General features: G+C 68.9%; 16 protein-coding genes and 2 pseudogenes. 9 read left to right on the top strand and 9 right to left on the bottom strand.

The annotated features are described in order from the left end of the window. Nucleotides 1-551: 551 nt before the first annotated feature. Together ACWGJB_RS16885 and ACWGJB_RS16880 are read left to right on the top strand one after the other, a co-directional pair. Nucleotides 552-707: a hypothetical protein gene (locus ACWGJB_RS16885; protein ID WP_453380920.1), complete on the top strand. Its 156-nt coding sequence runs from the start codon at nt 552-554 to the stop codon at nt 705-707. A gap of 193 nt (nt 708-900) precedes the next feature. Continuing rightward, nucleotides 901-2,010 (top strand): PP2C family protein-serine/threonine phosphatase, encoded by a 1,110-nt coding sequence (locus tag ACWGJB_RS16880; RefSeq protein WP_453380919.1) that lies wholly within the window; start codon nt 901-903, stop codon nt 2,008-2,010. A 273-nt stretch (nt 2,011-2,283) separates the two neighbouring features. Here the strand turns inward: ACWGJB_RS16880 and ACWGJB_RS16875 are convergent, their stop codons facing one another. Continuing rightward, entirely contained in the window at nt 2,284-3,273 is a 990-nt protein-coding gene (locus ACWGJB_RS16875; RefSeq protein WP_453380918.1) for a cytochrome d ubiquinol oxidase subunit II, read from the bottom strand. After that, complete coding sequence (locus tag ACWGJB_RS16870) at nt 3,270-4,685, bottom strand: cytochrome ubiquinol oxidase subunit I (RefSeq protein WP_453380917.1); 1,416 nt, start codon at nt 4,683-4,685, stop codon at nt 3,270-3,272. The genes ACWGJB_RS16875 and ACWGJB_RS16870 overlap by 4 nt, the downstream gene beginning before the upstream one ends. An 851-nt stretch (nt 4,686-5,536) precedes the next feature. Between ACWGJB_RS16870 and ACWGJB_RS16865 the strand changes: the two are divergent. Further along, nucleotides 5,537-5,934: pseudogene (locus tag ACWGJB_RS16865) on the top strand (hypothetical protein); the annotation flags it as partial. 9 nt (nt 5,935-5,943) lie between these two features. On the opposite strand, the gene ACWGJB_RS16860 reads toward ACWGJB_RS16865, so the two are convergent. After that, a complete protein-coding gene (locus ACWGJB_RS16860; RefSeq protein ID WP_453381016.1) occupies nt 5,944-6,144 on the bottom strand; it encodes a hypothetical protein in 201 nt (66 codons plus the stop codon). Here ACWGJB_RS16860 and ACWGJB_RS16855 point away from each other — a divergent pair. Then, a complete protein-coding gene (locus ACWGJB_RS16855; protein WP_453380916.1) occupies nt 6,143-7,036 on the top strand; it encodes an aminoglycoside phosphotransferase family protein in 894 nt (297 codons plus the stop codon). The genes ACWGJB_RS16860 and ACWGJB_RS16855 overlap by 2 nt on opposite strands. Before the next feature lie 176 nt (nt 7,037-7,212). Here ACWGJB_RS16855 and ACWGJB_RS16850 read toward each other — a convergent pair whose 3' ends face one another. Together ACWGJB_RS16850 and ACWGJB_RS16845 are read right to left on the bottom strand one after the other, a co-directional pair. Further along, the gene (locus ACWGJB_RS16850) at nt 7,213-7,587 is read right to left on the bottom strand and encodes a DUF7144 family membrane protein (RefSeq protein WP_453380915.1); all 375 of its coding nucleotides are present in this window, start codon (nt 7,585-7,587) and stop codon (nt 7,213-7,215) included. Between the two features lie 479 nt (nt 7,588-8,066). Beyond that, nucleotides 8,067-9,455, bottom strand: a complete 1,389-nt coding sequence (locus ACWGJB_RS16845) for a hypothetical protein (protein ID WP_453380914.1) — start codon at nt 9,453-9,455, stop codon at nt 8,067-8,069. Nucleotides 9,456-10,106: 651 nt separating this feature from the next. Here ACWGJB_RS16845 and ACWGJB_RS16840 point away from each other — a divergent pair. After that, entirely contained in the window at nt 10,107-10,325 is a 219-nt protein-coding gene (locus tag ACWGJB_RS16840) for a hypothetical protein (protein ID WP_453380913.1), read from the top strand. A gap of 110 nt (nt 10,326-10,435) precedes the next feature. Here the strand turns inward: ACWGJB_RS16840 and ACWGJB_RS16835 are convergent. Next, nucleotides 10,436-10,781 (bottom strand): annotated as a pseudogene (locus ACWGJB_RS16835) (IS5/IS1182 family transposase); the annotation flags it as partial. A gap of 93 nt (nt 10,782-10,874) precedes the next feature. Here ACWGJB_RS16835 and ACWGJB_RS16830 point away from each other — a divergent pair. Beyond that, nucleotides 10,875-11,555: a hypothetical protein gene (locus ACWGJB_RS16830; protein ID WP_453380912.1), complete on the top strand. Its 681-nt coding sequence runs from the start codon at nt 10,875-10,877 to the stop codon at nt 11,553-11,555. Nucleotides 11,556-11,672: 117 nt separating this feature from the next. Here the strand turns inward: ACWGJB_RS16830 and ACWGJB_RS16825 are convergent, their stop codons facing one another. Together ACWGJB_RS16825 and ACWGJB_RS16820 are read right to left on the bottom strand one after the other, a co-directional pair. Beyond that, on the bottom strand, nt 11,673-13,628 hold the full coding sequence (locus tag ACWGJB_RS16825) for a SpoIIE family protein phosphatase (RefSeq protein ID WP_453380911.1): 1,956 nt from the start codon (nt 13,626-13,628) through the stop codon (nt 11,673-11,675). A 156-nt stretch (nt 13,629-13,784) separates the two neighbouring features. Further along, nucleotides 13,785-15,053, bottom strand: coding sequence for a PucR family transcriptional regulator (locus ACWGJB_RS16820; RefSeq protein WP_453380910.1), 1,269 nt, complete (start codon nt 15,051-15,053; stop codon nt 13,785-13,787). Nucleotides 15,054-15,367: 314 nt separating this feature from the next. Between ACWGJB_RS16820 and ACWGJB_RS16815 the strand changes: the two genes are divergently transcribed. The 3 genes from ACWGJB_RS16815 (at nt 15,368) to ACWGJB_RS16805 (ending at nt 19,786) form a co-directional block, all read left to right on the top strand. Further along, complete coding sequence (locus ACWGJB_RS16815; protein ID WP_453381011.1) at nt 15,368-17,809, top strand: SpoIIE family protein phosphatase; 2,442 nt, start codon at nt 15,368-15,370, stop codon at nt 17,807-17,809. Between the two features lie 184 nt (nt 17,810-17,993). Then, nucleotides 17,994-19,145: a histidine kinase gene (locus tag ACWGJB_RS16810; protein WP_453380909.1), complete on the top strand. Its 1,152-nt coding sequence runs from the start codon at nt 17,994-17,996 to the stop codon at nt 19,143-19,145. Continuing rightward, the gene (locus ACWGJB_RS16805) at nt 19,133-19,786 is read left to right on the top strand and encodes a LuxR C-terminal-related transcriptional regulator (protein ID WP_453380908.1); all 654 of its coding nucleotides are present in this window, start codon (nt 19,133-19,135) and stop codon (nt 19,784-19,786) included. The genes ACWGJB_RS16810 and ACWGJB_RS16805 overlap by 13 nt, the downstream gene beginning before the upstream one ends. Nucleotides 19,787-20,032: 246 nt before the next feature. Here the strand turns inward: ACWGJB_RS16805 and ACWGJB_RS16800 are convergent, their stop codons facing one another. Further along, entirely contained in the window at nt 20,033-20,485 is a 453-nt protein-coding gene (locus ACWGJB_RS16800) for a MarR family winged helix-turn-helix transcriptional regulator (RefSeq protein ID WP_453380907.1), read from the bottom strand. Nucleotides 20,486-20,654 lie beyond the last annotated feature (169 nt).

Genomic DNA, 20,654 nt, shown 5'->3' with positions numbered 1-20,654 from the left:
CACGCCCCCGCCGGCCGGAGACCCGAGTTGATTTCGCCCACCGTCACCGGTGAAAGGCGGGGTGACTGAGACGATGCCATGACGGTCGACTGCGCCGCATCTGCGACCACAGTCAGGACCGTAGTTGCTCTGGCGAGTCTGGCCGATCTGCTCGGAACACAGGATCGGAATGCATCCTCGTCCCGCAGGGACCACTGACGACTGGTACCCGGGCGAAACGGACGCGGCCGGCCCACCAGTGTGGTGGTGCCGGGGCAGCCGGGACGGCGATTGCCACGACGTCTCGCTGGTGGGCGAGTTGGCCGCCACCCTGCCAGGAAAGCAACGTCGCGCACTGCGGCGCAGCGAGCGTAGACGAGATGGCCGTCGATAGCCTCGCGGCCGGACAACCGCGTATTGCCGCCAGAATCCACCTGTCGCTGCCACCCGCGACGTACGGATCCAGCGCAGCCTCTGCTTCATCTCGCCGGCGTCGCCAGGATCGAATGCCCGCTGGCGCTCAGGGCGTTGCCGCGGGCGCACGGCGCCGAGGTCGCCAGCGCCTCCCTCGCGTGGCTCCTGACCGTCCCACCGTCGTGGCCCCGATCGCCGGCGCCCGCAACCTGGAACAGCTCCCGGCCCTCCTCGCTGTACAGGCCCTCTCCCTCACCGACGAGGACATCCGCCTCCTCGCGCAGGCTTCGGCCGTCCAGACCCCCTGGTCCTGAGCCCCTTGTCCCCGGCACGCTCCGGGCGGAGGCGTTCCGGTGCCGGGTGGCGGGCAGGGACGGCCCTCCACCCGGCGTGCCCCGTACCCACGGCACAGGGAAGGCGCGGGAACGCCGCGACCTCATGATGCGAGCTGTCACTACCTGCTCGTATCGTGAGAAGACAGAAAGTGGCATGGTAAGCGGGACAATCATGGCAGAACCGGCGGTCGACTACGCGGCGGTGTTCCAGGCTCTTCCCGGGGCAGTGGCGCTGGTGACTCCGCAGCTGGTCTTCGCGGACGCCAACGCGGAGTTCCTGCGCCTCCGGGGCCTCCCCCGCGAGCAAGTGGTCGGTCGCTTCCTGCCCGAGGACCGCCCCGAAAGCGACTCCGCCGAGCCTCTCCTGCTCAAGGTTCTGGCGTCACTGCGCCGGGCGGCGGACACCGGTGAGCGCACCGTCGTAGCGCTGCAGCGCTTCGACATGAAGGATCCCGACCAGCCCGGGGTATGGCACGAGCGGTATTTCAACGTGACCAACATTCCCGTGTTCGGAGCTGACGGGCGGGTGACACTGCTGCTGCACCGGGTGGAGGACGTCACCGAACTCATCCGCACCCGCGAAGTCGCGCTGACCTTGCAGGAAGCCATGTTGCCCACCCCTCGCCCGGTCGGCCGGCACCCGACGGCCGTCCGCTACCGGCCCGCCGCCGAAGCGCTCACCGTGGCCGGCGACTGGTACGACCTGGTCGACCTGCCTGGCGACCGCATCGCCGTCGCCGTCGGCGACGTCGTCGGCCACGGCCTGTCCGCGGCCGGCGTCATGGGACAACTGCGCAGCGCCCTCACCGCCGCCTCCCTCGTCCCCGAAGGCCCCGCCCGTGCCCTGGAAGTCCTCGGGCTGTACGCCCGCACCGTCGACGGCGCCGAGAACACCACCGTGGCCACGGCGTTCATCGACTGGGAGAACGACACCATCACCTACAGCAGCGCCGGCCACCCCCCACCAGCACTCCTGCACAGGGACGGGACCGTCGAGTTCCTGGACCGGGCCACCGACCCGCCGCTGGCCGCCCGCCCTCAGCACGGACCCCGGACCCAGGCTGTCGCGGCCTTCCGCGAGGGCGCCGTCCTCGTGCTCTATACCGACGGTCTGATCGAACGCCGCGGCGAGGACATCGACACCGGCCTCACCCGGCTCGCCGACTCCCTGACCCGCCACCGCGCAGACGATCCCGAAGCCCTCGCCGACGCCGTGCTGACCGACCTGCTCCCATCCGGTGACGCCACCGACGACACCGCCCTGGTCATCGTGCGCCTGTGAACGGCTCCTTTCACATCACCGGCGTCTAGGACCAGTTCCCAGTCCTGGGAGCCGTCCCTGGCCGCCGTCCGCAGGGTGAGCTGTCCTCGCGGCCACCCGACTTGTCGCGTCGGGCGGTGTGAGGTCGGGGAACGTTCATAGGCTCCAGCGGAGTCGGCCGGCTGACGACGTCGTACCGCCGGTCGCCGGAACACCCCAACGTCGAGGGCGGTGGCGCAGGGGGCGGCCCGGAGACCCGGGCTGGTGGTGGTCGTCATGGGCTGTGCCTGGCCGTCAGCCGAGTTTGCGCCGCAGTTGCAGGATGTAGAGCAGCAGGAGCGACGGCGCGACCAGGACCGCGGCCACGCAGGAGACCACGAACAACTGCCACAAGGTGGCCGACGGGGAAGCCGCCTGCTGGATGGTCAGGTGCGTGCCCAGGAGGTAGGGGTACTGCGCGACCCCCCAACCGGCCACGACCGCGGCGATCGCGACGGCCGCAAGAGTTCGGACGACGGTCGGGCTGCCCCTGCGCAGCAGGAGCAGCGCGGCCAGACCGCACACGGCGGAGACGACCAGCAGCGGCACGCCGACCCGGCTCAACTGGTGGAACAGCCGGGGAGCGTCCGCACGCAGGATGAACACGCCTGCCAGCGCCACCAGTCCCGCAACGATGCCGGCACCGAAGGCGCGGTGGCGGAACGCCGTTTCCAGGGAGGACTCTGTCCGGTGCCGGGCCTGTCCGGTGAGGAACACGGCGGCGAGGTAGGCACAGACGGTGACGGCGAGTACGCCGCCGAGAACGGACGTCGGATTGAGCCAGCTGGACAGCGGGTCGCCGTGCCCCGTCGCGGGGACACGGCCGGAGGCGATCCCGCCGGCGACGGCACCGAAGAAGAAAGGCGTGACCACCGACGAAGAGGCGAAGGCGACGCCGGCGACCGCCTCGCCCCGGCCGCCGGCCAGCGCGTGGCGGAAGGCGAAGCCGGCGCCCCGCGCCACGATACCCAGCGCCGCCAGTCCCAGGGGAATGTAGAGCGTGGTGGTGATTGCCGTGTACGCCTGCGGAAATCCCGTCCAGATCATCACCAGGATGAAGACCAGCCACGTGTGATTGGCCTCCCACACCGGGCTGATGGAGAGGTTGATCAACTCCCTCACGGGGCGACCGTGCCGACGGCCACCGGCTGCCAGATCCCAGAATCCGGCCCCGTAGTCGGCACCCCCGAAAAGGGCGTACGCGATCACGCCGACGAACAGGACCACGGCGGTCAGCGTACTCATACGTCATCAGCTCCGAACCCGCGCTCGCTCGTCGCCGGCACCGGCTCGGGACCGTACGGAACCGCGACGGCCTCGGTACCCTCACGCAACCAGCGACGATGCATCGCCCGCAGGACAAGCACCGCGCCCGTCCCGACACAGATGTAGATCGCGAGGACCGAGGCGAACAGCGGCCACAGGTTGCCCACCGTGGTGACCGCGTCCCGTGTCAGCAGGAGCCCCACCACAGTCCACGGCTGCCGGCCGACCTCCGTCACCACCCAGCCGCTCCACAGCGACAGGAGCGCGAGCGGTCCGCACACCGACGCACCGCGCAGGAACCAGCGGTTCACCGGGACCTCGCGGCGCCGCCACCACAGCCAGCCGAACCACAGCGACATCAGCAACAGCAGCGAGGCGGTTCCGACCATGACGTCGAACGCGAGGTGTACGACGCTCACCACCCCGTCGTCGGGGCGCACGGCCGGGGGGATGGCGTCGAAGCCCTTGATCGTGGTGGACGGCCGGAAGCCCGCGAGGATCGATGCCACGTCGGGAAGGGGGAGGCCGTGACGGACCTTGCCGTCGACGAAGATGCCGCCGAGCGTCTCTGGGATGTGGTCACCGGTCTCGGGGACCATTTCGATGGCGGCGAACTTGGCGGGCTCGCGGTCGAAGACCTGCCGGGCGATCGTGTCACCGACCAGGAACTGCAAGGGCATGGCGATCGACCCGACCGTGAACGGCACGAGGAACCCGAGCCGGTGGTAGCGGTCCCGGCGGCCTTTGAGCAGGCCCCACGCGTACACCCCCGCGACCATGAACCCCGCGACGATGTACGCCGCCAGGAGCATGTGCACCATCTCCCACCAGAACGCCCCGTTGAAGAACACCCTGGACGGGAACACCTGCACGACACGCCCGTGACTGACGACGATGCCCGCCGGCTGGTTCATCCAGCTGTTCGCCGCGATGACGGAAGCCGTTCCGCCGACACTCGCGAGGGTCACCGCCACGCCCGTGAAAAAGTGCGGCCACGGTGGAAGCCTTTTCCAACCGTAGATGTAAATGGCCACGAACACGGCTTCCAGGAAGAAGAAAAGCCCCTCGTAGGCGAACGGAAACCCGAACGCCGCCCCGTACCTGCCCATGAGCCCGGGCCACAGCAGCCCCAACTCGAAGGAAAGCACCGTACCCGACACCGCCCCCACCGCGAACAGCACGGCAGCCACCTTCGACCAGCGTTGCGCGAGAAGCAGTGCCTCGTGATCGTCACGGCGCAGCGCCCGGTAGTGGCAGACCAGCATCATGAAGGTGAACGCCACGCCGAAGGGCACCAGAACGACATGGAAGCCCAGGGTGAACGCCATCTGCTCACGCGCAGGGAGAAGCTGTGGCGGGTCGGCGGCTGCCAGCAGCGCGGACAATGGCATGGATTCTCTTTCCGGCTCGGACAGCGGCGGACGGCTCGCGCGTCGGTCACGTGCTCACCGCCACGGGGAAGCAGGCGGAACGGCCACCGAAGAGCTTCACAGAAGCTGCTCGTCACAGGCGCGGTATCCATGCGCGATGCCCCGCGGAATGGACGCGCCCATGCCTTTCGAAACCTTCACGTCCCTTACTTCTAGGCAATTTCACATCACGCAAGGATCGATCTCGCGCATGCTAATCAGGGCCCGGGGCCCCACTTGCCGCGACGGTCGGCAGCGCCGCCGTTTCCCCCTTTTGTGCCATCTCACGAGTGCCAAACAGACGAAACAGCTCAGGGGCGGGCAACTGTCCGCCGGCACACCGACAGGCACATCATGCGCAGCGGGCGAAAAGAGCTTTCGTCGGCCCGGAATGGCCCGGAATCGTCGTCCTTTGGGTTCCTGTCGGTCTTCGGGCCAGCCGAGCTTGATCAGTAGATTCTTCGCCTCGTCCGCGACCTCCGCCCGGGCGACCAGGTCGTAGCGGGCGGCGACGATCTGGCTGCGGGACGCGAAGTCGCGGCGGCCGCCGGTGAACGCGTGCCCGGCCCTCATTGCCCCGGCCCTGCTGCCGCCGCGTGTTGCTCTCGCCGGCGCACGGGAGTTTCGGCAGGCAGGCCGACAGGAGGGCTGTCCGGCCCTGCACGGAAAACTCCCTGGCGGGGCAGGCCCGTTCAGTTCCGACGGCGCGCATGAGCGGCAGACTGAATCTCGAGGGTCACCCGACTCGGGCACGTGGCGATGCTCAGCCGAGTCTTGCCCCTGACCCACGGGTCAAGGCTTAGCGTCCGGACACGAATGCGACTCATCGCCTCGTGCGCCTGGTCCACCGCCCCGCCGGACTGCCGACCGCGGACGACTTCGCCCTGGCCCGGGTACCCGTCCCCCGTCCCGAGGCCGGCCAGGTACTCGTCCGCAACACCCATTTCCCGACCCGGTGGCCCACCTCGCCCAGGGCTCCGCAGCGTACGGCGCGCTGACCCGGCTGGCCGAGGTCCACGAGGGCGACACCGTGTTCGTGACCGGCGCTGCCGGTGCTGAGGGCACCCTGGCGGGCCAGATCGCCCAGCTGCTGGGTGCCGCCCGCGTGGTCGGCAGCATCGGCTCACCGGACAAGGCTCGGAGGCTGAAGCGGGAACTCGGTTACGACGCCACCGTGCTGCGCGGAGCGGGACCGATCGGCAAACAGCGCGCCGAGGCGGCGCCGGACGGCGGTCCAAACTCAAGCTCGATCCGCTGGCTGACCGGCGAGCGTCGTGACCACGAAGGCGCCGACGATGCCGGCGGCCTCAGCCACGGTCACCTCCTTCGTCCACTGGGACGACGGCGAGGAATGGACCTGGCAGAACAGGGTGACCCGACGCCCGCCGTGCACGTACTCACGGCGGGCCGCTCCGCCTGCCCCAGTACTGTGGCTTCGCATGACCAACTCCGAGATCGAGATCACCGCAGACCTGATCTACGACCTGCTTCAGGAGCAGCATCCGGACCTTGCAGGGCCGGCCATCCGCGACGTAGCGGGCGGGTGGGACAACCAAATGTGGCGCCTTGGGGACGAGTTGGCCGTGCGCATGCCGCGGACGGAGAGTGCCCCGGACCTGCAGCGCAAGGAGTGTCGGTGGCTGCCTGTCCTGGCTCCGCGCCTGCCGCTACCGGTCCCGAACCCTGTGCGGATCGGTGAACCGTCGGCGCGCTTCCCGAAGCCTTGGACCGTCATGACGTGGGTTCCGGGCGAGCCACTGGACTACACCTCGATCAGCCGCGGCGACCACGCGGCCGACACCCTGGCGGGCTTCCTCAGGGCGCTCCACGTGGAGGCCCCCGCTGACGCGCCGATCAGTGAGGACCGCGGCGACCACCCCAAGAAGTGCACGGACGGCTTCGACCACTTCTTCCACGCCGTCGTCCCCGCCGACCTCGCCGACGACGTCCGGGCCGTCTGGGACGACGCCGTCGCGGCGCCCGAGTGGGAGGGTCCGCGGCTCTGGGTGCACGGCGACCTGCATCCGGCGAACGTCGTCGTCTCGGACGGGACACTCTCGGGGGTGATCGACTTCGGTGCCATGTTCGCCGGCGATCCGGCGTGGGACCTTGCGGCCGCGTGGGTGGTCCTTCCCGCGGGCGCCGCCAAACGGTTCTTCGACGTGTACGCGCATGCGGACGTGGCGACGATCCGGCGCGCCCGCGGGCTGGCTGCTCTGAAAAGCCTGTTCCTCATGCTGATGGGCCAGAACGGAGACCGGGGCCTTCCTGGCGGCAAGCCGACATGGGGACCGGCGGGCCGGGCAGCGCTCGATCGTGTTCTTCAGAGCTGAACCCGCTTCACGGTGTCGGGGCCGACGGCAGACGGGGTGGGAGCTGCGGTGAGTGTTGAGTCGAGGTGAGGTCGCGACCTGGGAAGGGGGCGGCCATGGCCCGGATTCGAACCGGGGTTTCCGCATCGGGGCGAACCCGAGTGCGACGTCTTGGCACGGGGAACGCCCGTCTGAGGTCACCGACCCCCGCTGGTCTCGACATGGGCCCTGGTCAGCGCAAACACGATCAGGAGGTCGAGTGTCATCACAGGGATGGACCACAGCGGGTAGTACGGGACGAACATGAACTGGGTGATCAGGCTGATCGCTGCCACCGCTATGCCGACCCCGCGACCCCAGCTCTGGTCCGTCAGCACTCCCATGCCGGCGATGACGAGTACCACTCCGATCACAAGGTGAATCCAGCCCCAAGCGGTCACGTCGAACCGGTAGGCGTACCGGGACGCGGCGAACAGGGTGTCCTGTGCGATGCCGGATGCGCCCATCAGAATACTGAGGGGCCCGCTGAGCATCATCAGGATTCCGGCGAACGATGAGGCGCCGGTGATCATTGCGCTGCTGTCGGGCCCGCCGTGCCCTCGACCTGTCCTGTTCGGCACCGTTGTCATGGCAGCAGCCTCCCTTCCTGTACGGTGCGGTCACCGACGCACACGGTCCGTGCGAAGCCGGCTACGCTCCTCTGACAGGATCACCGCAATCCGTCGGCACCGCGACTGCAACCCGCGTGGCCATGGCTGCACAGCCGCAGGTGTCGCGAAGGGCGCGCCCGTACCCTTGATGAACGGTGCGAGCGCCGATCAGGCCGCTGGTGGCTTGCGGCCCGATGTGCGTGCGATGACCGACATCAGCGGCTGACACGGAACAGGCGCGAACATCGGCGGTCGGCGCTGGACCTGCCTGGGCGATCGCGCCGGACCGGGGGCGGTCGGTCGACGCTGACGCCGCTTCGGGAACTTCGACCGCCGCCACTGCTGGTGGTGATCGTCATCGGCATGGGCGCTCAGGCCGGGGACACCGGCAACTTCGCCTGTCAGTTCAGGGACTTGACGAGGCGTTCGATCCGGGCGGCGACCCTCTCGGCGGTGCCCTCGACGTAGAAGCCGTCGCGTGCCTCGTAGGTGAAGTTGTCGTAGTTCCAGCGGTCGGGCATGTTCTTGGCGCCGCCCTCGAACATCGACATGACGAAGGTGCTGGCGAACGGGGAGGCCTTGCGAATGGCGTCCGCCGTGCTGGTGGACAGTTCCGGCTCCACGCCGGCGAACACGCCCTTGCCCACCTGGAAGACCCAGATGGGTACCTCGGTGGTGTCGGTGGGGATGTAGGTGGTGGTCTTCACCGGGCCCGTGGGGTGGTCGGTCTCCATCTCGGTGGTGGTGACGTCGTCGGTGAGCAGCCGCACCGTGACGTTCTGGCCGCTCTCGTACCTGGTGATGGCCTGGGACACCCGCACGATCTCGTCGCCCAGGCGCTCGCCCTGCGCGGTCAGCAGGGCGAAGCCGGCGTCGTGCAGGTCGACGCCGTAGGTCCAGGCCTTGTTCTTGTCGATCGTGTACCGCTTCGAGCGGTAGGCCGGGAACTGGTCGCCGCAGGCGCCGACGAGCCAGAAACCGATGGCGCCGGGGAACTCGCTCTCCACGTGGGCGGTGGCGGCGCCGGCCAGGTCGGCGGTGATCGGCAGGTTGCCGTCGCTCATGACGGAGTCCTGCATCACACAGGACTGCACGTTGTAGTTGGTCAGGACGGCGATCGGGTTGCCGTCGAGATCGTTGAACCGGGCGACGTACACGCCGTGGTCCGAGGTGCCCCGCTCGTTGACACCCAGCCAGTAGCCGTCCGCGGTGGGCACGTTGCGGTTGACGTTGATGCCGGCCTCACCGCGGCCGTAGCCGACCTGGGCATCCTGAAGGTTCCCGACCGCGTCGGCGACCGCGTTCTTGGTGGCGGTGACGATGTTCTGCACGTACGTCGCGGCGCCCGCCGACGAACTGCTGTCCGCGACGTGCGGTGCGGAGAAGCAGTGCGTGACGGTGACCATGATGTTCGCCGCCGGGATGCCGGTGGCCGCGGTGATGGCCGCGCGCATCAGTCCGATCGCCTCGGCACTGATCGAGGTGAGGTCCAGCACGGCCAGGGCGACACGGCGGGAGCCGTACTCGACCAACAGCACACGCGCATACAGTTCGTCGTGCACCGAGGTGAAGTTGTCCAGGGGAAGGATCGAGGCACTGGGTGTGAACGCGGCTTTCCCGGCACCCACTTTCAGCCCGGTCGCCGGCTTCGTGGCGGCCCCGGCGGTCGTCGCGCTGCCCACGACGGCCGTGGCGGCCACCGCGAGGGTCGTCGCCGCGACGAACGAGCGCCGGCTCATGTCCCCCAAAGAGGCCGCTTGGTCCATCTCGTTCTCGTTTCGCTCAGACATCGCAGTCCTCCACTGGAAGGGGCAGGTCCACAAGCGACTGCCGGCGCTTTCGGTCGGTTGACTCGGCGCGTGTCGGGGGCAGCGCCGTAACACCGAGGAAGCATCACAGCGCCTCCGGGAATCGGCAATTCGCAGGACGCAAGCTCAGCTTTCACGACGAGTATCGACGGCTCGATTTCGTGGGGAGCCTTCTGGCCATGCCGGCAAAACCCCGGCAGGACGCGCACTGTCGGCCCACCCGATCCACATCACACGGAATACAGGGCAAACTCACAGATTGAATTCACAGCTCCTGAGAGTGTCGGGTGCCTTGACGGCCCGATCCTTGGGCAGCGGTGCCCCGGTCAGCGCCCGTAAGCGAAATACTTTCGGAAACCCGGCCCGTGCCATGCCACTGCCGCGGCCCAATACTGTCCCACCCACCCAACTGGTGAGCCTCCCCGGTCACAGTCTTATATTTGCCTGGGAAACGTCGGTGCGTACCGGGGGGATTGAGCGCTCTTGCGACGATCAGGCAGAACGCGTCGAGCGGCCGTCTTGCTCTGCGCCGTTGCCGTGCTGTTCATCGGCGCGTGCGGGACACAAGTGGCCGGTCAAGAGGACTCGGCGGCGCCCTCGTCGGCGGCAGCCGAGCCGATCCCGTGGACCACGATGCAGCCTTCCGCGGTCACCGGGGTCCAACTCGGCGGAGACCGGCGCACGCTGCTCATCGACACGCAGGTGCCCAGTGGCGCTCACGCGTGCGTGCGCAAGCTCAAGGCAGTGCTCACCGACCCGATGACGGACCTCGTGTGGGTGCAGGTCACCTTCACCTCGCCGTCCGCCTCTCCGACTCCCGGTGTGCTTTCCACTGCGACGGCCGGCCCGTGACCACAGACCGCTGCGGCCGCTTCTGACCGTCTCATCGGGGGCCGCCGACCCGCCGCATGTCAGATACAGCACATCCCCTCCAACCCGGCGGCCGGTTGGGTGGTTGGCCTGACGGACGGGTGACGGGTGGGCACCGGGGTTCCGTCCACGATGAGCCCGGTGTCCTCGCGTACTGCTTGCGGGGCGGGGCGCGAGCAGAGGGCCGGGGTGGTTGATGATGCGGTCGGCCGCGGACTTCGCGATCCCGAAAAGCGGGGCGAGCCGGCGCAGGGTCAGATCGGTGGGCCGACAGGCCGCAATCAGCAGCACCCGGTCTGCCGGCGGCAGGCCTCATGGCCGGCCCCGACGGACCGCGTCCGCCCCTTCACGCCGCGGCATGGTCACCAGCCTGCCCGAACTGCGCGGGCTCAGCCCGGGGAACGGAACTGTCCAGGACAGCTGCGACGCCGTGATCACACCAGCCGTTCCAAGACCATCTCACCCGCGACCAGCAGCCATGGGAGCCCTTAGGGTGAGCGAGGGTCGAACGTGGGCGCGAGGAAGGTGCGCATGGTGCTGTCTGCCTACCTGGTCGAGGTCGGGAACGAGCCGCTGGACCGGCCGGTGCGGAACTCAGTGGGCGGTTGGCCCCTCCTGGACGACACCCAGGAATGGCCCGAGTGTTTCTGCGGCGAGCGGTTGGCTCTGTTCTTCCAACTCGACATACCCCCGGACGTGGAGATTTTCGGTGGAGACCACCTGATGGTCTTCCACTGCCGTGCGCACAACGACGCAAGCGACGCCCAATTGGCCGGTGGCCGGCTCGTGCCCCGGTACTGGGACGCTCCGCAGCCGCCCTACCCACGCCCGTTCTGGCGCGTGCTGCTCCAGCGCAACGCGGCGCTGCCGGCTGCGGAGGCCGAACCGTCCCTGTGCGCCATGCCGCTGACGCTGCGCCCTTTCACGGACACCCCCGACCAGCGCGGGATCGGAGCCCAGACGTTCAAGGTGGGCGGTACGCCGTCCTGGGCGCAGTATCCCGAGTACTACAGGTGCACCTGCGGCGCCGATCTGGTGTACCTCTGCCAGGTACCGGAGGACATGGAATTCGCCGTCCACCCCGGCCTACCAGAGCAGCCCTACAGCGTCGGCGCCGACACCTACGGGCTGTTTCTCGGCAACGAGGTCTACCTGCTGGCGTGCCCGGCCCACTGCGATCCGGCAGCGGTCTGGCCGGTGAACCAGAACTGAGGCTGATCACGCCCTGCCCACGGTGGACAAGCAGGTACAGGCGCCGGCCAGTGCGCACTCGGTAGCTCTGCGGCGATCGCCGGAAACGTGATCACGGGGGTTCATCACGGGAGTTCGTCACGTGCGTCGGACGACCAGTACGGCGAGGTCGTCGTGGTGTTTGAGTTCGGTTGCGGCGTCGAGGATTCGGTCGGCGGTCTCCTCGGCGCTCAGTCCGTCGTGGAGGGCCTCCGCGGCCAGTGTTCCGGTTCGCTCGAGTCCGACGTCCAGTACCAGGTCCGGTCCTTCGACCACGCCGTCGGTGACCATGACCAAGGCGGTGTCCTTGTCCAGCGTGAAGGTGTCCTGCAGGTAGTCGGCGTCCGGCAGGATCCCCAGGAGCGGACCGCCCGGCAGGTGGTACACGTCGTGGCTGCCGTCCGTGTGGGCGCACAACAGGGGCACGTGGCCGGCGCTGGTGCCGGTGACCTGTCCGGTGCGTGGATCGATGTGCAGCATCGTGCAGCTGGCGAACCGCGGTACGTCCATCGCGACGAGCAGTTGGTTGGTGTGCGTCAGCACGGTTCCGGGGTCCGGCTCCCGGGCGGCGATCGCGCGCATGGCGCCGCGCACCTGCCCCATGCAGGCGGCCGCATCCACGTCGTGCCCCTGGGCGTCGCCGATCTCCAGGGTTACCTCACCGTCGGGCATGAGGAACACGTCGTACCAGTCTCCGCCGACGTCGAGACCGGAGCGGCAGGGCTGGTAGCGGGCAGCGACCTCCAGGCCCGGCAGGCTCTCCGGCAGCGTCGGGAGCATGCTCCGCTGGACCGCCGCGGCAAGTTCGAGACGGGCCTCGTCCAATCTGATGCGCCCCAGTGCCTGGCCTGCGAGCTCAGCCAGGGTGATCATGAAGGCGCTCTCGTCCGCGGACGGGCGGTGCCCACTGTCGTAGGTCACCACCCAGGCCCCGAGCGGCTGTTCGCCGGTGGCGCCGAGGGGGGTGATCGACACGGCGGCGGGGGCGGGCCACGGCAGGGGCGCGGCGTCCCCGTGCGGCCAGCGGCGGAGAAGTTCCTCCTGATCGGGGATGAACTGCGGCTCAGCCGTGCGGATCGCCTGAGCCAACGGACGCTGCTCGTCCAGGTACCCGCGATCCAGGACACCGACATCCCACAGGGAGAGCCCGGCATCCGAGGACACGACCAGATGCCCGTCGTCGACGAGCGCGAGGGCCGCGCCGGTGCCGCCGAAGGTCGCGGCCAGCCGGGTCAGGACGACCTGCTGCAGCTGTTGCTCGGTGGCAGTACGGATGAGGGCAGAGGAGAACGCGGCGATCTCGTGGGCACGGTGCCGTTCGGCTCCGAGCGCGGCCAGCATCTGCTTCCGGCGCGCCTCCTGCCGGGTGTCGTCGCGGATCGTCCCGAAGACCTGCTTCGGGCCGTCGTACCCCAGTTGGATCCTCCGGGTCTGGCAGGCCAGATGGTGCCAGTCCCCTCGCTCGTCCTGGAACCGCAGGCCGGTCCAGGGGCGCCCTGGGGTGTCCGAGCCCAGGAGCTGTCGCAAGGTACCCCGGTCGTCGGGGTGCAGGTGCCTGACCACCCACGGCAAGGGCACGGAGGCCTCCGGGAACAGCGCGCCCACGGCGGGCGCCCCTCCCAGCCATTCGATCTGCTGCACCTCCGGCAGGTACACGCACAGCCCGAGGCCGGCGGACTTCGCCGACATGCGGAACGGGATCAGCAGGCTGCCGAGGTCGTTGTGCATGCTCAACGAGTGCACCCACACCAGCTGTTCGCCCCCGGCCGCGGTCATCGACCGCGCCTCCACGAGAGTGACCATGGACACCCGGCCAGGCCTTGAAAGCTCCAGCACCCGCATCGCCAGCTGCTGCTCGTTCGCGTGGGCCACGATGCGCCGGACCACGGAACTCTGGCTTGCGGGCACCAGTTCCCATATGTGGCGGCCCACGCACTGTTCGATCCGCCTGCCGAGCGCGGTGGCCATTGCCGTGTTCAGGGAGCGGATGACTCCGTCGGGGTAAAGCAGAGCCGACGGTTCCGATCGGTCAAGGAGTTCGTCCGAGAAGTCCACCTGCCGCTCCCTCGCTGTCGCCGAGCGAGCATCCTCACGTCTCCGATCATCGCATCACATCCATTTCATTGCGCCAGGAGTGCGCTGCAGTGAAATCGGCGCTTGGGCGGCCGTCGCAACCGCTGACAACTTCCAGGGTCCGCGAACTCGATGCCCTCATTGGCGCCCCCGAGGACTCCCAGTGCGCCGGCGTACCTCCGTGCCGTCTCCGGACGGCTGCATGACCGTGGAGCCGAGGTACCGGACGGCGAGCAGGGCGACCTCGAGATCCGCGTGTCTTGCCTGGACCGAGTGACCCATGATCGCCTCGGCCTTTTGGATGCGGTAATGCACGGTGTTCTTGTGCAGGCTTTCATGACCCGCCGTGGCGGTGTAATTGCATCCGGTCGTCAGGAAATCCTGCAGGGTCTCTCGCAACCGTGCGCACTGCTCGTCGTCGACGGCCAGCGGCCCGAGGATTCTCCCCACCCAGGTGCGCAGGTCCGGAAGGTTCTTGCACATCAACGCGACCGGAGCGACCTCCGAGTACACGGTGAGCCGCCGGCCGGGACTCGCCGCCGTAGCAAGCTCTTGTGCTCGTAGCGCTTCCCTGTTCGTGCTGCGGAACCCCTCGACCCCGTGCTGCAGGCTTCCGGCGCAGACCTGCACGGAGGGTTCGCCGCTTTCGACCACACTGGACAACCGTTCCCAGGAGACCTCGCCGTGATAGCCGAAGGGCAGCCAGACCCAGGCCAGTCCTTCGTCTCGGGGCATGAACAGCGGTCTGGCAGGACAGTCGAGTTCCTTCGCCATCTCGTGGGTGAGCCGGTCGAGCCGGGCCAGTCCGGCTCCGCCGTGGGTCAGCGCCGGCAGCCAGGCCGTAAGGCCCAGGTGTTTCTGTCGCAGGCGGTAGCCGAGAGCGGCTTCCGCCGCGTCGAGGTCCGTCTCTTTCCCGGCGAGGACGTCCTGCACACGCGCGGCACGTATGACGCTCCGGCCCAGCAGCCAGCGTTCTCGCTCCAGGTGGTACACCTCGATGACATGCTCTGTGATGCTGTCGATGTAACCGAAGCTCACTTTCAGCATGCGCCGGTTGGCGGCGGCGGAGAGAGCGTCGTCGGCGCCCCGGCGGGCAAGCTCGTCCAGGCACCATTGCAGGAAACGCCAGTGACCGAGCCTGTAGGCCCGGATCAACGCACTGACAGGGATATCCCTCTGAGCCAGTCTCCTCGCATGCTCATTGGCCGCGGCAAGCCCCTCAAGATTTTCCAGAGCGATGTCATTCTCAAAGATATGCAGCAGAGTGGCAATATTTTCCTTGACGCTCGCCAGCAGAATTCTTTCGGCGATTTCGTCCACCCTGACCTGCGGGATTTCAATGAGCAGGTGTTCCCATACGTCGTGAGAGATCTCCGCGAGGCGTGACTCTACGTTGGCCGCACTCACGGACAGTTCCCACCCGGGCTCCGGACTCTCCACGCCCATGCTCCAAAGACTACCGGCGTCTACTCAGGAATCAGCGGTGCGGGAGACGGGGACCAGTCTGCGTCCGTCAGTTCGGCACGGCCGGGCGGTGAGCATTTTGTTTCCCTGTCACAAACCGCATCCAGAAGATGGTGTGTTGCACCCCGCGTTCGTCCCGGTCTGCACTCCTAACCTCTTTCTTACTGTCGTGGTCCGGGTGGCACCGGCCGGAGCCGCTGAATCGCCACGGCCCGGTTCTCAGCAATCCATGTGATCGGGGAAATCTGGTGACCGAGATGTTTCAAGGCAGCTTCTGTGAGCGGCTGGACCCCCGAGAGAAACCCGACTCCGCCATCGCCATGATCGACGCCGAGGGAACGGTGGTGGGGTGGACGAGCACGGCGCAGCGGCTTGTCGGCTACCCGGCCGCGGAAGTGGTCGGCCGGCCCGTCTCCAAGCTCCTGCCCCTCAGCCGCCGAACGCTGCTGGACTGGGCCTCGACCCAGGAGTGCCTTGCCCGGGGCGGCTGGTCCGGCACCGCGACCGTCCGCCACCGCGAGGGCCATGCCATCAAGGCGAGCCTGCGGTTCTCGTTGCTGTGGGGGCAGGACCGGGAAATCCGTTGGGTCATCTCCGGCACCGACATCACCTCGCTCTCTCCGGTAGGGACCATCGGATCGGTGCGGGACTCACTTCTCACCCGTACGCCGATCGGCATCACCGTTCACGATCAGGAACTGCACTGCGCCTGGACCAACGACGCGATGGAGCGACAGGACGGCATTCCTCGCGATCAGCGGCTCGGACGCCGTCTCCCGGATGTGCTGCCCGGCATCGAAGCCGAAAGACTCGAGGTGGTGATGCGACAGGTCCTGGACAGCGGCATCGCCACGGTCCATGAGTACCGGGCGTGGCCGTCGGCGGATCCACGCCGTGAGCACGCGATCGCGGCCTGGTACTTCTGCCTCCAGGACGCCGACGGCCGGCCCACGGGGGTGTGCTGCACGAGTGTGGATGTCACCGGCAGTCAGCGGGCTTGCGAGCGCCTGGCCATCCTCAGCGAGGCCGGCACACGCATGGGCAACAGCCTGGACGTGATGCAGATCGGTCAGGAGCTGGCCGACCTCGCGGTACCGCTGCTTGCCGACTACGTCAACGTGGACCTGGCCGAGTCGATCCAGTTCGGCGAAGCGCCCTTCGCCCGCATCGGACCGGGGGACAGCCACCGTCGCGTCCTCCGTCGCGCGGGTATGGCCTCGATCCGTCCCGGAGTCCCCGAGTCCCCGTGGGCACGCGGTGAGCTGGTCGCCGTACCACCGAGCTCGCCCTTCACCAAGGTCCTGTCTTCCGGCCGCTCCCATTTGGAACCGGTCCTGGACGGTTCTCCCGGCACCTGGTTCGACCGAGACCCCGACCGGGCACGGACCATGCGGGACAGCGGCATGCACTCCCTGATGGTCGTCCCCATCCGTACCCGGCACACCTCTCTGGGTACGGCGGTGTTCGTACGGACCGAGGATCCCGCACCGTTCCAGGAGGATGACCTGCTCCTCGCCGAGGGACTCGTCAGCCGTACGGCGCTTGCCCTGGACAACGCTCGCCGGTACGCGCGGGAACGCAGCGCGGCCCTGACGCTGCAACGCAGCCTGCTCCCGCAGCGTGTGGTGCAGGGCACGGCCATCGAGACGGCCTCGCGCTATCTGCCGGCCGATGTGGACAACGGTGTGGGAGGCGACTGGTTCGACGTCATCCCGCTGTCCGGCGCCCGGACGGCGCTGGTGGTGGGCGACGTGGTGGGACACGGCATCAACGCCGCGGCGACCATGGGCCGGCTCCGCACGGTGGTACATGCGCTGGCGGACCTCGACCTGCCCCCCGACGAGTTGCTGAGCCACCTCGACGACACGGTCCGGCGGCTCGCCATGGAGGACGCCGACTCGCAGGACCCGACCTGTGTCACCGGTGCGACCTGCCTGTACGCGGTCTACGACCCGATCACCCGGAAGTGCACCATGGCACGGGCCGGGCACCCCCCGCCCGCGGTCATCGACCCTCACGGCAAGGTCACCTTCCCCGACCTGCCCACCGGGACGCCGCTCGGCGTCGGGTTGGGTGTCCCCTTCGAAGCCGTCGAGCTGGAACTGCCCGAGGGGAGCCGGATCGCCCTGTACACCGACGGCCTGGTCGAGAGCCGCGACCAGGACATCGACCTCGGCATGAAGCGCCTGGGTGGCGCCCTGGCACATCCGGGCCAGTCGCTGGAAGGGCTCTGCTCCTCGGTGATGGAGACGGTGCCGACTCGGTCACCGGGTGACGACGTGGCTCTGCTCGTCGCACGCACCCATGCGCTGAGCCCGAGCCAGACCGCGAGCTGGGAACTGCCCGGCGAACCGGCCGTCGTCCGCCAGGCCCGCGCCCTGGTCACCCGACGACTGGCCCAGTGGGGACTGGAATGTCTGGAAGCCTCCACCCAGCTGATCATCAGCGAACTGGTCACCAACGCCGTCCGCCACGCCACCGGCCCGCTCCGCCTCCGCCTGATCCGGCACCAGGTCCTGACCTGCGAAGTCTCCGACGCCAGCGACACCCTCCCCCGGCTGCGCCACGCATGCCCCAGCGACGAAGGCGGTCGCGGCCTCTACATCGTCGCGCAGCTCTGCCGGCGCCACGGAGCCAGGTACCTGACAGGAGGAGGCAAAACCGTGTGGGCGGAACAGGAACTCGACCCCGGCGTCTGAGACAGGGAAGCGCGACGAAGAAGGCCGGATCATCGGGCCGGCGACGCGGGCAGGGAGCAGCGAGTTCCCCGCGAGGCCTCCGGGAACAGTGTGGCCAGGGTGGATGCGTCTCCCAGCCGGCCCGTCGAGCTCGCCCCCCCAACCGGTATTTGCCTAACTCAAGTAAATCATTTAGCTTCCTGCCATGCGGAAATCGGTGCAGCGCGCCGGGAGGGCCACCGCTCACCTCTTTGTGACGGCGCTCATGGCGTTCGGCACGTGGATCTTCATCACCGTGCTGCTGATCACCGCCGTCGGCACGTTGGCACTGGCCGGTATCTGGCTACTGCCCGAGACGGTCCTGCTCGTCCGGCGGATCGCGGGAGCCAAGCGGAACCTCACCGCTGCCTGGACCGGCGTGAAGATCCCCGAGGTGTACCAGCCCCTGACCGGCACAGTGCGCGAGCGGGTGGTCACCGCGGTGCGGGATCCCGGTACCCGCAGTGATCTGCGCTGGATGGTCGCCTACTGGTTCTACGGCGCCCTGCTCGCCCTCGCCCTGCCACTGTGGCCGGTCGGCCTGCTCGTCGACGGCGTGTGGTGCGGACTGCTGCGCCGCAAGGCCGTCGTCCTCCCGCTGATCGAGCGGCTCGCGGACCTGGAGGCCGACTGGTCGACGGCCCTGCTCAAGCCGTCCCCGCAGGCGCTGCTGACGGCCAAGGTGGAGCGGCTGGCCCAGACGCGGGCCGACGCGATCGCCGCGCACGGTGCCGAACTGCGCCGTATCGAGCGCGATCTGCACGACGGGGCGCAAGCACAGCTGGTGGCGCTGTCCATGCGGATCGGGCTCGCCAGGCGCGCCTACGGCGGTGACCGCGAGACCGGTCTCCTGCTCCTTGAGGAGGCCCAGAAACAGGCCGAGAAGGCGCTGACGGAGCTGCGGCAGGTGGTGCGCGGCATCCATCCGCCGATCCTGAGCGACCGGGGCCTGGCCGGCGCGGTGCGCGCACTGGCGGCGGCCAGCGGCCTGGTGGTGGCCGTGGACGCCGGCGGCCTCGACCAGGGACCGCAGGCGCCGGCGGCGGTGGAGGCGGCCGCCTATTTCGTGGTGGCCGAATCGCTGACCAACGTCGCCAAGTACAGCGGCGTCACCCGCGCAGAGGTCCGGCTCGTCCGGGTGCGGCGCGGCCTGCGCGTCCAGATCCGGGACGAGGGCCGTGGCGGTGCCGTCGAGACCGATGGCTCGGGACTGCTCGGCATGCGGCGGCGGGTCGCCGCGCTCGACGGAACCATGGAAGCGTCCAGCCCGGTCGGCGGGCCGACCGTGATCGAAGTGGAGTTGCCGTGCGTGTGGTGATCGCCGAGGACAACGCCCTCCTGCGAGAAGGCCTCGTCCTGCTGCTGACCTCGTCCGGGCATGACGTCCTGGCCGTGGCGGGCAGCGGGCCCGAGATCATGCCCACACTCCTGGAGCACCGCCCCGACGTGGCCGTCCTCGACGTACGAATGCCCCCCGGCTTCCGCGACGAGGGACTGCGGGCAGCGCTCGAAGCGCGGCAGGCGATTCCCGGCCTGCCGGTGCTGGTCCTCTCGCAGTACGTCGAGGAGTCGTACGCCAGCGAGTTGCTGGGCGGCGGGACCAGCGGCATCGGGTATCTCCTCAAGGACAGGGTCGGCCGGGTCGACGAGTTCCTCGACGCCCTGGAGCGGGTCGCCGCCGGCGGTACCGCGCTGGACCCCGAGGTCGTCACCGAACTCCTCACCCGCCGCAAGGACTCGCCCCTCGACTCACTCACCCCACGCGAGCGCGAGGTACTGGCGCTGATGGCCCAGGGCCACGACAACGCGACCATCGCCAGGAACCTGGTCGTCACCGAGCGCGCGGTCCACAAACACATCGGCAACGTGTTCCTCAAGCTCGGCCTGCCGCCGAGCGACAGCGGCCACCGCCGGGTCCTGGCAGTCCTCGCCCACCTGGCCCACGCACCACAGGAGTGAGCACCGCACCGAGGCGCAGGCTGCCGGCACATCCGGGCGCGGTCCCGCCCGTCATCCGCCCGGTCACTGTGACCGCAGTCCGGAGGGCATGCGGGACCTCCCCTCGCCGGGACGGGGGCGCCGGTCGTTCCGGCGTCCGCACGGGCGTCCCGCCGGGTCCGCACGGACGCCCCACCGGCGAAGAACTCCGACCGGCGCCCGTGCCACGCCCGGCCGGCCGCGTGAGCGACGGACCCTCCGCTCGGATCAGTGGTTCGGTGCGTCGGCGGCGACCGCTGAGGCGGCGGCGTTGTAGCGGGTGAGGAGACCGCGCAGGGCCTGGACCTCCTCCGCGGTCCAGCCCTCGGTGCGGGTGTCGACCTCCCGGTACATCAGGGCGTCGGCGCGGGCGAGGAGTTCCCGGCCGTGGTCGCTGGGGCGGAGCAGCTGGGCTCGGTGGTTGTGCGCGTCGGCCTCCCGTACCACCAGGCCGGCGCGTTCCAGTGCGGCGACCTGGCGGCTGATCGTGGACTTGTTGAGGCCGTAGAGGCCGACCAGGTCCGTCGCGCGAGCCCCGCCCCGTGCGGCCATCTCGGAGAGCAGGGAATAGTCGACGAAGCTCAGCTCCGGATGGAGCCGTTCGGCGTTGCCCCGGAAGCGCCGGGAGAGAGTCACCAGCTCCCGGACGAGTCCCCGGAGCTCTGTGTCGTCATCGGCCACGTGCGTGTCCCTTCCATGCGGCCCGGGGCTCCTGCCGCGGAGTTTCATTTTGCAACAGGCGGCGGACGGATCTACAGTGGCCATGTTGCATTATGCAACACACCATGAAGACCGTACAGGTCCCGCCGAGCACCCTGGAGACACTCGGCCGAGGGCAGGTGCGCAGCGT

Source organism: Streptomyces sp. NPDC054813, assembly GCF_053611365.1.
The sequence above is the reverse complement of the archived record's forward strand: the minus strand, read 5'-3'. Positions and strand labels throughout refer to the sequence as shown.